This window comes from Litorivivens sp. (assembly GCF_041624475.1).
Classification (GTDB): domain Bacteria; phylum Pseudomonadota; class Gammaproteobacteria; order Pseudomonadales; family Spongiibacteraceae; genus Litorivivens.
In genome coordinates this window covers 160,196-176,162 of record NZ_JBFJUX010000002.1, presented here as the reverse complement: position 1 = coordinate 176,162, position 15,967 = coordinate 160,196, and the positions used below count along the sequence as shown (strand labels likewise).

Annotated in this window: 14 protein-coding genes and 1 other RNA gene; all 15 read right to left on the bottom strand. The window is 54.8% G+C overall.

The window, feature by feature from the left end:
• The gene (locus ABY734_RS03500) at window positions 1–312 is read right to left on the bottom strand and encodes a YbaB/EbfC family nucleoid-associated protein (protein WP_372777585.1); all 312 of its coding nucleotides are present in this window, start codon (window positions 310–312) and stop codon (window positions 1–3) included.
• A 12-nt stretch (window positions 313–324) separates the two neighbouring features.
• Window positions 325–2,019: a DNA polymerase III subunit gamma/tau gene (gene dnaX, locus ABY734_RS03495; RefSeq protein WP_372777584.1), complete on the bottom strand. Its 1,695-nt coding sequence runs from the start codon at window positions 2,017–2,019 to the stop codon at window positions 325–327.
• 123 nt (window positions 2,020–2,142) lie between these two features.
• Window positions 2,143–2,239: signal recognition particle sRNA small type (gene ffs / locus ABY734_RS03490), an RNA gene on the bottom strand.
• A gap of 76 nt (window positions 2,240–2,315) precedes the next feature.
• Window positions 2,316–2,906 (bottom strand): DUF4136 domain-containing protein, encoded by a 591-nt coding sequence (locus tag ABY734_RS03485; protein WP_372777583.1) that lies wholly within the window; start codon window positions 2,904–2,906, stop codon window positions 2,316–2,318.
• Window positions 2,907–3,002: 96 nt separating this feature from the next.
• Window positions 3,003–4,340 (bottom strand): DegQ family serine endoprotease, encoded by a 1,338-nt coding sequence (locus ABY734_RS03480; RefSeq protein ID WP_372777839.1) that lies wholly within the window; start codon window positions 4,338–4,340, stop codon window positions 3,003–3,005.
• Between the two features lie 155 nt (window positions 4,341–4,495).
• On the bottom strand, window positions 4,496–4,774 hold the full coding sequence (locus ABY734_RS03475) for a polyhydroxyalkanoic acid system family protein (RefSeq protein WP_372777582.1): 279 nt from the start codon (window positions 4,772–4,774) through the stop codon (window positions 4,496–4,498).
• Between the two features lie 7 nt (window positions 4,775–4,781).
• A complete protein-coding gene (locus ABY734_RS03470) occupies window positions 4,782–5,312 on the bottom strand; it encodes a DUF1285 domain-containing protein (RefSeq protein WP_372777581.1) in 531 nt (176 codons plus the stop codon).
• 34 nt (window positions 5,313–5,346) lie between these two features.
• On the bottom strand, window positions 5,347–6,519 hold the full coding sequence (locus tag ABY734_RS03465) for a phosphoglycerate dehydrogenase (RefSeq protein ID WP_372777580.1): 1,173 nt from the start codon (window positions 6,517–6,519) through the stop codon (window positions 5,347–5,349).
• A gap of 42 nt (window positions 6,520–6,561) precedes the next feature.
• Complete coding sequence (locus tag ABY734_RS03460) at window positions 6,562–7,404, bottom strand: 4'-phosphopantetheinyl transferase superfamily protein (protein ID WP_372777579.1); 843 nt, start codon at window positions 7,402–7,404, stop codon at window positions 6,562–6,564.
• Between the two features lie 45 nt (window positions 7,405–7,449).
• Window positions 7,450–9,318 (bottom strand): SurA N-terminal domain-containing protein, encoded by a 1,869-nt coding sequence (locus ABY734_RS03455; protein ID WP_372777578.1) that lies wholly within the window; start codon window positions 9,316–9,318, stop codon window positions 7,450–7,452.
• A gap of 97 nt (window positions 9,319–9,415) precedes the next feature.
• Window positions 9,416–9,688, bottom strand: coding sequence for an HU family DNA-binding protein (locus ABY734_RS03450; RefSeq protein ID WP_183409215.1), 273 nt, complete (start codon window positions 9,686–9,688; stop codon window positions 9,416–9,418).
• 143 nt (window positions 9,689–9,831) lie between these two features.
• Window positions 9,832–12,258: an endopeptidase La gene (gene lon / locus ABY734_RS03445; protein WP_372777577.1), complete on the bottom strand. Its 2,427-nt coding sequence runs from the start codon at window positions 12,256–12,258 to the stop codon at window positions 9,832–9,834.
• Between the two features lie 151 nt (window positions 12,259–12,409).
• Window positions 12,410–13,693, bottom strand: a complete 1,284-nt coding sequence (gene clpX / locus ABY734_RS03440) for an ATP-dependent Clp protease ATP-binding subunit ClpX (protein ID WP_372777576.1) — start codon at window positions 13,691–13,693, stop codon at window positions 12,410–12,412.
• A 113-nt stretch (window positions 13,694–13,806) separates the two neighbouring features.
• Window positions 13,807–14,454, bottom strand: coding sequence for an ATP-dependent Clp endopeptidase proteolytic subunit ClpP (gene clpP / locus ABY734_RS03435; protein ID WP_372777575.1), 648 nt, complete (start codon window positions 14,452–14,454; stop codon window positions 13,807–13,809).
• A 150-nt stretch (window positions 14,455–14,604) separates the two neighbouring features.
• Window positions 14,605–15,936 (bottom strand): trigger factor, encoded by a 1,332-nt coding sequence (gene tig / locus ABY734_RS03430; RefSeq protein WP_372777574.1) that lies wholly within the window; start codon window positions 15,934–15,936, stop codon window positions 14,605–14,607.
• Between the last annotated feature and the right edge of the window lie 31 nt (window positions 15,937–15,967).

Below are 15,967 nucleotides of genomic sequence, written 5' to 3'. Positions count from 1 at the left end.
TCATTGAAAGGGGAAGCCGCCCGGCACACCGGAAAACATTTTACCCAGGGCGTCCTTGTTGCTCTCTTCCACGCGCCGCACTGCATCATTGACTGCAGCCGCCAGCAGGTCTTCGAGCAGACTTTTGTCTTCTTTCAGCAGACTGTCATCAATCTGCACTGAACGCACGGCGTGGCGGCCGTTCATGTTGACCTTGACCATGCCTGCACCGGCTTCACCGGTCACTTCCCGCTTGGCGAGCTCTTCCTGAGCCTTCTGCATTTGTTCCTGCATCTTGCCCGCCTGATTCATCAGGTCTTTCAGATTTTGCATACTCAATCCTCACTACTTGTCCGTCGCTGGCCGGATACTGGCCTCATCGACCGTGGCCTGGAACTCCTGCATCAGGCGCAAGACATTCGGGTCTTCCCGGATCAGCAGCTTCAACTGATCCAGATTTTCCTGCTCCATGCGCAATTGATAATCTGCAGGTGTTTCCTGATCAACCTCTGCTGCCTGAGTAACCGCCACCGACAGCTTGTGCTCGAAATAGGCCTGCAGTGCCTTTTCGAATCGCTCGACATGGGTATCATTCAACAGGTGGGCGTTAGCCTCGGCGATCACAAAGTTCAGCTTGCTGCCCTGCACTGATTCCAATACACAATGTGAACAGATTGAGCGGAGCAAACCCGCCAGACCAAACTCATCGAAACGTTCGCGCCATAAATCGGGTGTCAGATCGGTCAGCCCAATCACCCCGCTCTCTACCTTAGCAGCCTGCGCTGGTCTTTCGGCCGGCGGGGACTGCTCGTTTACCTGCTCCGCCGATTCAGGCTTTTGCGCGCTCGCTGCAGGCTTGTCAACTGGCGCTGACGGCGCCGTCACCTGCGGCGGCGCTACCGGCTTTTTTTCGCCAGAGCCACCATCCGGAGCAGAGACCGGCAGCTGATGAACGCCCGCCGGTTTGAAGGCCAGCATTCTTAACAGCACCATTTCAAGACCGCTGCGCGCATCCGGTGCCAACGGCAAATCCCGACGTCCGGACAGGCCGACCTGGTAGAAAAACTGAACGTCTTCCGGGGGCACTTTGCCCGCCAGCTCAGTCACCGTGGCGGCATCCGACAGTGCACGATCGACGGCATCGGGGACGGCCTGCGCAATCGCAATACGGTGCAGCAACGACAGCAGATCATTGAGCACTGCCGCAAAGTCCACGCCCTGCTCCGCCTGTCTGGCGACAACCTGCAGCACGGCGGGTGCATCGGCGTCAGCCAGACTGCGTGCAAGATCGCCCACAGCGCCTTGATCAATGGTACCCAACATGGATTCCACATCGACCGCGTTTAGCTTGCCGCCACCGAAGGCAATTGCCTGATCAGTCAGACTCAGCGCATCGCGCATGCTGCCTTGGGCCGATCGCGCCAACTGCCAAAGTGCCGGTTCTTCAAAGGCAATCATCTCCTGACCGAGTATGTGCGTCAGGTGCTCAACGATTTTTTCCGGCGTCATGTTTTTCAGACTGAACTGCAGACAGCGGGAAAGAATCGTGGGCGGAATTTTTTGCGGGTCAGTGGTGGCCAGCAGGAACTTGACGTGAGGCGGTGGCTCTTCCAAGGTTTTCAACAGCGCATTGAAACTGTGGGTCGACAGCATGTGCACTTCGTCAATAAGGTAGACCTTGTAGCGACCGCGCGTAGGCGTGTACTGCACATTCTCCAACAGCTCACGGGTGTCATCGACCTTGGTCTTGGAGGCTGCGTCCACTTCAATCAGGTCAACAAAACGCCCCTCGGCGATCGACACACAGGCACCGCAGGTTCCGCAGGGCTCGGAGCTGACACCCGTTTCGCAGTTCAGACACTTGGCCAGGATACGGGCGATCGTGGTTTTGCCGACACCTCGCGTACCGGTAAACAAATAGGCGTGATGAAGGCGGTCGTGATCAAGGGCATTGACCAGAGCCTTCAGCACATGGGCCTGACCGGCCAGCTCGCGGAAGCTTTTGGGCCGCCATTTTCGCGCAAGAACCTGATAACTCATGGTTTTCCTGATGACGTAAAATCAAGCGGTCTAGGATACACCAGCGGGGCCACGACTTGAACTTGCCCGTACCAGAGAGTACTTGGGCTTGAGCCGTGAATCTGGGAGGAAATTGGGTGGCGGCCCAACCAGCCACACCCCGGCACACGAGTCGACGGCTACCGTTGCTCCCTTCCGGGCCTGGCGGGGTTTACCATCTATCGTTGCGAGGGGACCGGAAGGACCACCATAACGTGCGGCAAAGCCTGTCTGCCGCGGCGCGGTATTGTCTGTTATCTGGCAGACAGATTCAACCGCTAATGCGCGTGATTTCCCGGCGGGAATCGGCTGATCACTGTGCCCACCGTATCGACAATAAACAGGCGGCGCTGTTCGGGCGTTTCCATGAATGGAATGCGCCGTTCGGAGATGCCACGCCACACCAGTTTGCGTGTAGCCGGCGAGATCATATCGATCACCAGCCGGCCTTCGTGGTACTCGGACTCCCAGTGATCATGGTTTATCCCGCCCGGATAATAGGCATGCCCGCCGCGCCGACAGAATCGGTCAAAGCAGGGGTAATAGCCGAAGTGATCATGAAAATCAAAGACCTCAACCTTCTCGGTTATACCCATATGAAAAGTGAGCAGAATATCCGCCTTGTCTGAGGAGGAGACTTTACGCAAGCCCTGCGCCGCCATGCGATCGTCGATGGCCTTGCGCAGACGATCACGCATCAGATCATTACTGCGGGCAGCCGGCTGCGCGTCCTCGGCTGAACCACTGTCCAGCCAGGCATAGTTACGCACAGACGCAAAGGGAAAATCAGTATCGTAGTCGGTTGCAACAGGCGCGCCCGCGCAGGCCGCCAGCAACGCCGACAGGGCCAGACTTATCAGAATACGCATCACCGCCACCTTCCTTGACCAGAATAGTTCCAGTCTAGCCCGACCAGCTGAACCGCGGCTTAACCCTGCAATCCAAAGAGTTAAGCCGCTCACACTTTACTGAATAACGATGTACAGGGCAGCGCGTCCGCGTTTTACCTGCAGCAACAACCGCTTATCGGAATCTTTTACTGCCTTGCGCAGCTCGGCAATCGTCTTCACGCGCTGTTTGTTGGCAGAGACAATGACATCACCCGGTCTCAAGCCAGAACGCGCCGCAGCCGTACCCTGCTCTATCTCGGACACCAGCACACCGTCCTTGTCGTCGGCTTCCTTGAGAGACGCGCCCTCAAGGAATTTATGTACCGCCTCGTCCTTGCCGGCTACCAGCTGGGAAGGTTCACCAATTTTGGATTTGATGATGCGTTTTTTACCATCCCGAACGACCGTCAATGTGAGCGTATCGCCGATTTTCCGAACACCTACCGCGTTGCGTAGCTGAGCGGAACTGAGGATATCCTTGCCGTCGACTGCGACCACAACGTCCCCGGCTTTCAGTCCGGCCTTGTCGGCTGCGGTACCCGGTTGCACTTCAGCAATCAGTGCGCCGCGCTGACCATTGTCGATACCAAATGCGTCCGCCAGCTCAGGGGTCAAGTCCTGAATAATCACACCCAGCTGTCCGCGTTTGACCTCGCCGTGCTCCAGAATCTGGGAAATACTGGCGTTTGCCATATTGGTGGGTATCGCAAAACCGATACCGACATTGCCACCTGCAGGCGCGATAATGGCGGTATTAATCCCCACCAGCTCTCCTTTCAGGTTCACCAGCGCACCGCCGGAATTGCCAGGGTTGATGGAGGCATCGGTTTGAATAAAGTTCTCATAGCCTTCAATCCCCAGACCCGTTCGACCGAGGGCGCTCACGATACCGGTGGTCACTGTCTGACCGAGGCCGAAGGGATTACCGATAGCGGCCACAAAATCACCGACACGCAGCTTCTCTGAATCCGACACGGGTATTTCGCGCAAGTTTTTTGCGTCGATTTTCAATACCGCGATATCCACATCCGGATCTGATCCGATAAGCGTCGCGGTATAGCTGCGCCCATCTTCCAGCGCGACAGTTATTTCATCGGCCCCGTCAATCACGTGGTGATTGGTCACCACAGTGCCCTTGGAGGCGTCGATGATCACGCCTGAACCGGCGCTGGTGGTGCGGCGTTTCCGCTCGGGCATTTGCTGCTCGGGCATATTAAAGAAACGGCGAAAAAACGGGTCTCTCAGCAGCGGGTTCTGCTGAACCGTACGGGTGGTATAGGTGGAAATATTGACGACGGCCGGATTAACTTTTTCCAGCATGGGGGCAAGGCTGGGTAGCGGGTTCTCTTCACTGTCGGAAAGTGGCCAGGCCGCGTGTACCGAGCTGCTTAACGCACCCATCAGCGCCGACATCAGCACCAGGGCCCAAAGATTGATCTGACTGCTTATTTGCCTCACAAAGCTTCTCCGTCGTTGGCTAGTGCTCTTTAGAGCAGCGAAGTTGCTATTTTCTCCAAACTTTTTCGCTTTTTTATTTATTGATCAGAATAACGTGGCCTGGCGGCGCGCTAACCCAGCTTCTCGTCGAGCGCCTTTCTCAATTCCGCCTCGATGGTTCCCTTGAAAGCCCCGGCAAGCATCCCCAGCTTGACCTCAATACGCACCTCACCCGGCAGCATATCCAGCCGACCTGACAGTCGCGAATGGTCAATTTTGACCGATTTATCACCGCTCCAAGCCGTTTTCGCGCCATGGCGTCGAGCCATCGACTGCGCAAGTTCCTCGACCATCTGTCTGACTTCGGAATCAGGCTTATTGTGTTTCTTACTTAGGGAAATTCTGGCCATATCGGCTTTACTCCGTGTGACCCAGTGAAAAGCGCTGGCCCTGTGACTGGAGCCAGAGCTGGCCTCCGTCGACCTCAGCTTCATCCACCAAGCGATAAAACACGGGCCGTGCAACCCGGGCACTGAGGCCATGATCCAGCTCAACCTGCGGGCGCGGTTCGCCACTGTCGGAATCGGTGCTCACCACCAAAGGCCGACTCTCACCCAGAATGCACCAGTCGTCGACATTGGTCAGCACGCCAATACGGTCTGGCTCGATTTCCGCATCGATGATCTGCAGAGGAAGGTCTTCTACCTGAATCCGCCACTTCTCGACAGGCGTTACCAGGTAGTAGTCGCCATCGGCTTCCCGGCGCAGTATAGAGGCAAAGAGTTTGACCAGTTCGTGGCGCTTGATCTCACCGCCTTCGTGAAACCAGCGCCCGTCACTGCGAATGACAATATCGATATCGCCACTGAGATCGGGGTGCCATTTGTCTATGGGGGGCTTGCCTCGCTGACCCTGGATCAACTCAGCGATGGTATCCAATTTGCTCACGCTACCCCCTTTCTCAGGCTAAGACGCGTGCAGGTCAGGCTATGACCCGTACGTTAATAACGCCTTCTATGGCACGAATCCTGTCGATCACGTCATCAGTCGGCGCCGCCGCGACATCAATCAGGTTATAGGCCACATCATCGCGACTCTTGTTCAACATATCAATCACGTTGAGGTCGGCATCGGCCAACGCTGACAGCACGTGGCCGAGGATCTTGGGAACGTTGCTGTTACTGATGGCAATGCGCGTACCGCCGGTTCGCTCAAGCGCCAGGGCCGGGAAATTGACAGAATTCTTGATATTGCCGTTTTCCAGAAAGTCGCGAAGCTGATCGGCGGCCATAACGGCGCAGTTCTCTTCGGCTTCGTCGGTGCTGGCGCCAATATGTGGCATCAGTACGACGTCGTCGCGACCGATCAGGCCAGGTGCCGGGAAATCCGCGATATAGCGGCCAATACGACCGGCATCCAGAGCTTCGATGATCGCCGCATTGTCGACAATTTCTTCTCGGGCAAAGTTCAACAGGCGTAGGGTCGGTTTGCAGTTTGCCAGCAGCTCCGCGTTGACCAGACCGCGGGTCGCATCCAATACCGGCAAGTGCAGACTGATGTAGTCAGCCCGGGCAAACAGGCTGGAAATGTTTTCCATGCGGCGCACCGAGCTGGGCAGGCGCCAGGCTGCATCCACTGACAGTGCCGGATCGTAGCCGATAACGTCCATCCCCAGATCAAGGCCGGCACGCGCCACCAGCGAGCCTATCGCGCCGAGCCCCACGACACCCAATGTCTTGCCTTGCAGCTCTTGGCCCTTGAAGCGTTTTTTCTCCTTCTCGAGCAGCGCGCTCATTTCCGCGCCATCAGTCATCTCGCCCAACGTGGAAACGTACTTAATACCGTCGAGAATACCGCGAGACCCCAACGTCATACCGGCGATGACCAGCTCCTTAACGGCATTGGCATTGGCGCCCGGCGTGTTAAACACCGGGATACCGCGTTTAGTGCAGTCGGCAACGGGAATATTGTTGACCCCGGCGCCGGCACGGGCAACAGCCATAACCGAGGGTGAAATTTCATCGACAGCCAGCTTATGGCTGCGCAGCAAAATTGCGTCGGGCGAGTTGAACTCGCTGGCAATTTCGTATTGCTGGCGTGGCAGACGATCCAAACCTTTTACTGAAATCTGATTACGCGTCAGTACCTTGAACACGGTTTCCCCCGATGATTTTGGCAATCCTAAAGGCGGGGGATTCTAACAGAAAGCAGCGTAAAGTGCGTCCTGATGGGCGTGGGAGAACAAATCCGAGGTGGACTGCACATCGACACAACCCACCAGCGGGATGGTTTCGCGCAGACAGATATGGTCAATGGGTTCACCCATACTCACCGCAACCGTGTAATCTTCACCGAGATCAAAATAGCGAAAATCCCACTGTTGTGCAGACGGCAAAAACCCTTCGGCCATGGACACCAGCTTTGCGGTTTGGGTGTTAGCCTGCACGCCGGTGGCCACCCGAAAGGAAAAGCTGTCCAGTGGCACCGACAGACCTTCACCGCGGGCTTTTATAAGCGACTCTTTGAGTGTCCAATAGCGAAAAAAGCCTGCTCTCTGGCTCGCTGTCGGCAGCCGTTTGAGCTCCGCCGTTTCAATGGGAGAAAAATACTGGTCTGCCACTTCTACCATCGAGCGGCCGTCGCCGTGATATTCCACATCGATGCCAAGCGGCGCACTGCGATTGATTGCGCAGACCGCAACACCATCGGTTAGCGACAGATTGAACTGGGGCAAAAACACCCCTTCCGGCAACTGCGTCGGATCAAGTTGCGGCTTGCCGAACTCGTTACGGGTAAAACGGTGCGCTTCCGGCGCCAGGCCTGTGTAACAGGACAGGACAGTTCTCAACAACGCTCGACTCAATAGATAATCAAAGCGATGTTCCGGGTATTGCAGGGAATGGTAGTGATCCAGCTCACCGGTATCCAGCATAGCCTCATAGGCAGCGTCCTGGCGATGGTCGGCCACATGGGCCGAAATCGCCAACCAGATATCCAACTGTCCACCGGGTAATGCGCTTTCTGATCCCGGCTCTATCATTATTATGTTTCCTTGTGCCGATACAGACGTATCGGCAACGGCTGATCAGTTGTACTTCACCTCAGCACGGCGCATCAGGCTGGCAAAATAGGCGTTGTAGCTCTGATTCGCCTGCACGCGTTGTGCGCCCGCCAAGAGTTCTCGGCGACGATTTTCCGCCACCAGACTTCGCTCACCATCGTATACATTTGTGAGCTGAATAACCACTGAATTACCGCCTGCATCGCGGGTCATGGCAACATTCCCGCCCTCTTGTGGACGCGCCATCTGAAAGACTTTACGGCGAACGGATTCTGAGATGCTGGAGTCCTGTCTTGAAGACCGCACAGCTACCTGCCAATCGACACCTTCGGTCTTTTTGGCCAGCTCTTCAGCTGATTGACCAGCGCGAAGCGCTGCCATGAGCTCCCGCGCAACTTGGTCTGCACGCTCACGACCTTCCTGCTCTTTCAGGGTCGCAACAATCGCGTCCCGGACCTCAGCCAGTGGCTGAACCTCAGGTGGGCGGTACGCGAGGGGATGCAGAACCACATAATGACTCGGTGAGACCTCAAACACCTCCGAGTTATAACCCTGCTCGCGCAATTCAGCACTGAAAGCCGCAGCCTTGACCGCGGAGTGGGCCAGCAATCCGTCATTCTGATCGGCCGTCAGCCAATCGCTTTCCTGTACCTCAAGCTCAAGGGTCTTGGCAGGTTCCTCCAGACCGTCAGCGTTAAACACCAGGTCGCGGAGCGCTTCTACTTCACTGACCAAGCGGGGCTTTGCAGCACGTTCCTGCAACTGCCGCTCAAGTTCTGCTCGGCGAGACTCAAACGAAGCAACCTCAGGTTCACGCACTTCAAGCAGCTTGACCAGATGCAGGCCGGCGTCTGTTTCGACCGGCTCAGAGACCTCGCTAACTTCCAGCTCTGCCAGGGCTTCTTCAAAAGCTTCCGGGAAGGTATCACCAGCACTAAAGCCGAGATCACCACCTTGCTCGGCGCTGCCAAAATCGTCGGAAAGCTCCTTTGCCACATCGGCAAAATTTTCTCCCGCCAGGATACGCTCGCGGGCTGCCTCAAGCTTTTGCCGGGCCTCTTTATCACTGCCTTCAAGCAGAATATGAGCTGCCCGTCGCTCGGTAAGCTGTTTCGCAGAGTCGATCTCCTGCTGGTATGCAGCTCGTATATCTTCTTCGGCCACCGGCTTGTAGAAATCTTCGATCTTCAGTTCGAGGTAGGCAAGCCGAACCGCTTCGGGCGATTTGAAGCGACTCTGATTCTGCTGGTAGTAGGCTTCAATCGCTTCTGTCGATGGCGTGGCCTGCTCGGCAAAGCGCTTGGTATCAACCGTGAGGTAGTAAAAACTGCGCTTTTGATCGCCGAGGCGAATCGCAGCACTTTCCTGAAAATCGGTAATGAAGGTTGAGCCGGCAACGCCCTGATTCAACTGATCGATCAACAGATCAGTGCGCAGCAGTGAGCGGAACAGTTGCGGGGTAAAACCCTGGGCGGCAAGGATCTGGCGAAAGCGCTCAGTGGAAAAGCGCCCCCCTTCCTGGAACTGCGGCATCTGCATAATAGTCTGGTTCAGCACCCGATCTGGTACCGCGATTCCCGCCTCCTCGGCGGCCTGCAACAGAACCTTCTGGCGAATCAACGAATCGAGCGCCGGTCGACGCAAAACCGCATCGTCCAGCAGACCGGGGTCAATGTTATCCCCCATCATCGCCAGCAGCTGACGTTTCTGCATGGCAAGCGCCTGATCCAGTTCATACTGGCTTACCTTCTCACCATTGACCACGGCGACAGGCGTTTCAGTGCTGCCGCTGAACAGAAAGTCGATACCGTACAGCGCAAAGGGAACGATCATCAGACCGATAATGATTTTGGCGGCGACGCCCTGAATGTTGTCGCGGATATTCTGAAGCATGTTAGTCCACTACTTACAAAAAAAGCGCATCTTTCGATGCGCCTTTATTATGGAGCTCAAAGACTCCGAACGGGTTTTTTACAAAACAGGCGCCGTATCAGTTAACAGCGTCCTTCAGTGCTTTGCCCGCTTTAAAGCTGGGAATCTTTGCCGCAGCAATGTTGATTGGCTCACCGGTTTGCGGGTTACGGCCAGTGCGAGCAGCGCGCTCTTTTACACTGAAAGTACCAAAACCAACCAGAGAAACCGAATCGTCTTTTTTCAATGCATCCGTAATTGAATCGACAACCGCGTCAAGGGCGCGACCCGCAGCAGCTTTTGGCAGGTCCGCTGAAGCAGCGATGGCGTCGATTAGCTCAGATTTATTCACTTATTATCCCCTTCGTTTAGTAGGCAATGCGTAAAGAAAGTAATTAATAAACCACTCCCTAGTCTCAGTGACAACAGGCTTATCAACTGAATCAGAGTGGGATTTATACCAACTGCTTTTATGACGGTCAAGGAAGTGTCGCGTCAATGCGCACTAAATCGCGAGCTTCCCTGGCCATCCGTCACATCCGCATCCAACTTCTGCTGAGACAAGCCCGCAAGGTACTCCTCATCAGAAATTGGCTTTGGTAAATGCTCAAGTGCTATTTCCAAAACCTCATCAATCCATTTGACCGGTTTGATTTCCAGATCCGCTTTAATATCGTCCGGGATCTCTTTCAAATCCGGCTCGTTTTCAGCGGGAATGATGATCGTGGTGATACCACCGCGGTGAGCTGCGAGAAGTTTCTCCTTGAGCCCACCGATCTTCAGCACCTGACCGCGCAGTGTAATCTCACCGGTCATGGCAACAGTAGATTTTACCGGAATACCGGTTATCACCGACACTAATGCCGTACACATACCTGTACCCGCCGAGGGTCCATCTTTAGGAGTGGCACCCTCAGGCACATGAATATGGATATCGTGCGTATCGTGATAATTTGCAGGAATTCCCAGCGCTTGCGAGCGACTCTTAACCACTGTCAGAGCCGCCTGAATAGACTCCTGCATAACATCGCCGAGCGAGCCGGTTTTTACATGCCGGCCTTTACCAACCACCGAGACTGCTTCGATGGTGAGCAATTCGCCGCCAACCTGTGTCCAGGCCAGACCGGTCACCTGGCCGATGCGGTTTTCCTCTTCGGCCTTGCCGAAGCTGAATTTAGGCACGCCAAGATATTCACCGAGATTGTCAGATGACACCAGCAATTGCGAATCTTTACCCTGCTTTCTGGCAAGACTTTTCACAACCTTGCGACAGACTTTTGCCAGCTCGCGCTCCAATCCGCGCACCCCGGCCTCACGAGTATAAAAACGAATAGTGTCGCGAATGGCGTCTTCTTCAATGGTCAGCTCTTTTTCGTTAAGACCATTGTTTTTCATCTGCTTGGGTATCAGATAGCGCCGCGCAATGTTTGTTTTTTCCGCTTCGGTGTAACCCGGAATACGGATAACTTCCATCCGGTCCAGCAGGGCCGGCGGTATGTTAAGGGAGTTGGATGTGCAGACAAACATAACGTCTGACAGATCGTAGTCCACTTCCAGATAATGATCGCTGAAGCTGTTGTTCTGCTCCGGGTCGAGCACTTCAAGCAGGGCTGAGGCCGGATCGCCCCGATGGTCCATACCCATTTTGTCAATTTCGTCGAGCAGGAACAGCGGATTTCTCACACCGACCTTGGACAGTTTCTGAATAATTTTGCCCGGCATTGAGCCGATATAGGTACGTCTGTGACCACGGATTTCCGCTTCATCGCGCACACCGCCCAGCGCCATTCGCACAAATTTACGGTTGGTGGATCGGGCGATGGATTCCCCCAACGAGGTTTTACCCACACCAGGCGGGCCAACCAGACACAGCACGGGGCCCTTAACTTTTTTCACGCGCTTTTGTACGGCGAGATATTCGACGATCCGGTCTTTGACCTCTTCCAGACCGTAGTGATCGGCATTCAACACGTCCTCGGCCTTATCGAGGTTGTGTTTAACCCGGGAGCGCTTCTGCCAGGGGATCGAAATCAACCAGTCGATATAGCCGCGAACAACAGAGGCTTCAGCCGACATGGGCGACATCATTTTCAGCTTGGAGAGCTCTGACATGGCCTTTTCTTCGGCCTCAGCGCTCATCCCCGCTTCTTTAATCTTGGCTTCCAGGGCTTCGAGTTCGTTGCCGCCCTCTTCCATATCGCCCAGCTCGCGCTGAATGGCCTTCATCTGCTCATTCAGGTAATACTCGCGCTGGCTGCGCTCCATCTGCTTTTTGACCCGGCCGCGAATACGCTTTTCCACGGTAAACAGATCGATTTCAGATTCCATGACGGTCATCAGATGTTCCAGGCGCTCGCGCTCTGACAACATCTCGAGGATCGCCTGTTTCTGCTCCAGCTCCATGGTCATGTGAGCGGCAACGCTATCGGCCAGTCGGCCCACTTCATCGATACCCGACAGTGAGGTCAGAACTTCAGCGGGTATCTTCTTGCTGACATTGACATATTTTTCAAAGTGAGTAATGGCGCTGCGAATCAGGGACTCAACTTCAGCCTCGTCCACTTCTTCAGATTCAAGGGCAGAAACCTGTGACTGGAAAAACTCACCATTGTCTTCCACCTGGTGAATTTCTGCGCGGTAACTGCCTTCTACCAGTACCTTGACCGTGCCATCGGGCAGGCGCAGCAACTGGAGAATATTGGACACAGTACCCACATCGTAAAGATCGTCCGTGCCCGGCTCATCGACATTCGGATCACGCTGGGCGACCAGCATGATCTCCTTATTGGATGCCATCGCCGTTTCGAGCGCACGAATTGATTTATCGCGCCCGACAAAAAGGGGTATCACCATATGAGGGTAGACAACCACATCCCTCAACGGCAGTAACGGAAAATCCTTCATCTCGTTGGAATCACCCATTGGTAACCTCGTAACAGGTGGAACGGAGGTCGGCACCTGTGTCCGACTTCCATTAACATGGGGCGTCGACGCGGGAATTACAAGGGATTGACAGTGAAATAGTTGAATATGGGCCGTATTTTCAGCCCATATTCAACGACTTGCTCAGAAATTAATCGTCTGGCGCGGCTTTTTTCTTGTCGTTGTTGTGATACACCAGCATGGGCTCGGACTCGCCCTTGATGACCGATTCGTCGATAACCACCTTGCTGACATTTTCCAGCGAGGGAATCTGGTACATGGTATCGAGAAGAACAGCCTCAAGAATGGACCGCAGACCGCGGGCACCGGTCTTGCGCTCCATGCCCCGCTCGGCAACCGCGCGCAGACCATCTTCGCGGAAATCCACATCCACGCCTTCCATCTCGAACAACTTGCTGTACTGCTTGGTCAGCGAGTTTTTGGGTTCGGTCAGGATGCTGATCAGCGCATCAACGTCGAGCTCTTCCAGGGTTGCAATCACTGGCAGACGACCGACAAACTCGGGGATAAGGCCGTAGCGCACCAGATCTTCCGGTTCCAGCTCCGCCAGCACCTCACCCACGTTGCGCTTGTCGTTCTTGCTTTTGACCTCGGCAGAAAAACCGATACCGCCGCGCTCAGAGCGATCGCGAATAACCTTGTCCAGGCCGGCAAAGGCGCCGCCACAGATAAAGAGAATATTCGCCGTATTAACCTGCAGAAACTCCTGCTGCGGGTGCTTGCGACCGCCTTGAGGCGGCACCGAGGCTACCGTGCCCTCGATCAGCTTCAGCAGTGCCTGCTGCACACCTTCACCCGACACATCGCGGGTGATTGAAGGGTTGTCTGATTTACGGGAGATCTTGTCGATCTCATCGATATAAACAATCCCCATCTGGGCTTTTTCAACATCGTAGTCGCACTTCTGCAAGAGCTTCTGAATGATGTTCTCAACGTCCTCACCCACATAACCGGCTTCGGTCAGGGTGGTCGCATCCGCAATGGTGAAGGGTACGTCGAGCAAGCGGGCCAGAGTCTCTGCCAGCAGGGTTTTACCGCTACCGGTAGGCCCTACCAGCAATATATTGCTCTTGCCGAGCTCAACATCGTCACCGCTGGCATCTGCATAGCGCAGACGCTTGTAGTGATTGTAAACCGCGACCGCCAGGACCTTCTTGGCGCGCTCCTGACCAATAACGTACTGACCCAGGATATCCTTGATTTCAGCGGGGGTAGGCAGGCGATCGTGGCCGCCTTCGCTGCTACTTTCCTGAATCTCTTCGCGAATAATGTCATTACAGAGATCAACACATTCGTCGCAGATAAATACAGACGGACCCGCAATCAGTTTTCTGACTTCGTGCTGGCTTTTGCCGCAAAACGAGCAGTACAGCAGTTTGCCGCTGTCGTCCCCGTCTTTCGTGTGATCTGCCATCAAGCTCTCCAACAGATGCACCAAAAAGGTGCATTAAAAACTTTTACACTCTAAAGATGCTGATTTTTGCCGCGATTTGCAAGCCCGCGGCACAACGAATACTACGTAGACTACTACGTATTGTCAGCCAGTTTGCGGCGCATCATGACCTCGTCCACCAGGCCGTAAGCCTTGGATTGTTCGGCATTCATGAAGTTATCCCGCTCCGTATCCAGACGGATCTTCTCAATATCCTGTCCCGTGTGCTGAGCCATCAGCTCATTCAGCCGCTCGCGGATAATCAGAATTTCGCGGGCGTGGATATCGATATCCGTCGCCTGCCCATGCGCACCACCGCTGGGCTGGTGAATCATGGTCCGCGCATTGGGCAGAATGTAGCGTTTGCCCTTGGTGCCGCCGGACAGCAGAAAGGCACCCATGCTGGCCGCCTGACCGATGCACATGGTGCTGACGTCTGGCTTGACGAACTGCATGGTGTCGTAAATCGACAGACCTGCAGTGACAGAGCCACCCGGAGAGTTGATGTAGAGATGGATATCCTTGTCAGGGTTTTCCGACTCGAGGAACAGCATCTGCGCCACAATCAGGTTGGCCATATGGTCTTCAACCGGACCAATACAGAAAATCACCCGCTCTTTAAGCAGGCGGGAGTAAATATCGAAGGAGCGCTCACCACGAGCTGTCTGCTCTACGACGACCGGCACCAGGCCGAGATTATTTATCTGGGTAGAGTTGTAACCTTCTGAGCTGTAGCGCGACATAGTCCCTCTTTATTCTCCGGCTGCTTACTGAATTCAGCGTCGCCATTGTAGTTTCTACAAAAGCAGTAACTGTAAAAATCCGACCCACAAAAAACAAAGCGACCGAATTTTCACCCGATCGCTTTAGGAGCCTACCACACTGAAGACGACTTACTCGTCTTCTGCGGTCGCTTCTTCGGGTGGCGACATCACTTTTTCGTAACTGGAAGTTTCCTCGCTAACCTGCGCTTTTTCAAGCAGATTATCAACAACCTGATTTTCCACCACCAGCGATTCGATTCCCTGCAGCTGCTGCGGGTTGCTGTAGTACCAGTTTACCACCTGCTCGGAATCATCATAGCTCGCCGCCATCTTTTCTATGGTTTCGCGCACTTTGTCCGCATCGGCTTCAATGCCTTCCTTGCTGACCAGCTCATTCAACACCAGCCCCAGCTTGACGCGGCGCTCGGCATTTTCCGCGAACACTTCATCCGGAAAGATGTCTTTGGCGTTGATTTGCTTGGCCAGATCGCCGAACTGCTGTAACTGCTGATTACGCAGCGCGTCAATTTCCTGACTGATCAGCGCCTTCGGTACCTGCAGGTCGCTGTGGACTTCCAACACGCCATCCATGATCTGCTGTTTGATGCGGTTTTCAATTGCACTTTCCAGCTGGCCATCCATGTTTTTCTTTACTTCGGCGCGAAAGGCATCCATTCCACCCTCTTCCACACCGAACAACTTGAAGAACTCGTCGTTCAGCTCAGGCTGAACCTTTTCTTTGACTTCCTTGACGGTAATCTTGAATTCAACCGCGGCACCCTTCAGCTCTTCGCTGTGATAATCCTCGGGGAAGCTCAGCGCCAGGACCTTCTCTTCGCCCGCAGACATGCCGATGATGCCGTCTTCAAAACCGGGAATCATACTGCCTGAGCCCAGAACCAGATTGGAGTCTTCGGCTTTGCCACCGTCGAACTCTTCACCGTCTTTGGTGCCCACGTAGTCGATGAGCACTTGATCACCGTCTTTCGCGGCGCGCTCGACTACTTCATAAGCCGCTCGCTGCTCGCGCAGGTTGTCGATCATTTTGTCGAGATCAGCATCAGTCACTTCAGCGACCGGCTTGACCACTTTGATGCTACTGTAGTCTTTCAGCTCAATTTCGGGGAAAACCTCAAAGGTGGCGACATATTCAAGATCGCGACCGGCATCCATGGACTTGGGCTCAATGGCGGGCTGACCGGCCGGCTTCAGGTCCTGCTGCTGAATGGCCTCGTAGAAGGACTCATTCATCACTTCGCCCAGCACTTCCATGCGCACAGATTCACCGAAACGCTGGCGCATAACCTTCATCGGCACCTTGCCGGGACGAAAGCCATCGAGACGAACGGTTTTGGCCGCCTTCTGAAGCTTGGAGTTAACCGCGCTGTCGATGCGCTCTGCAGGTACACCGACGATTAAACGACGCTCCAGACCAGAAGTCGTTTCTACTGACACTTGCATGGGAATCCCTCTGAGGTAGCCGCAGCTGAGG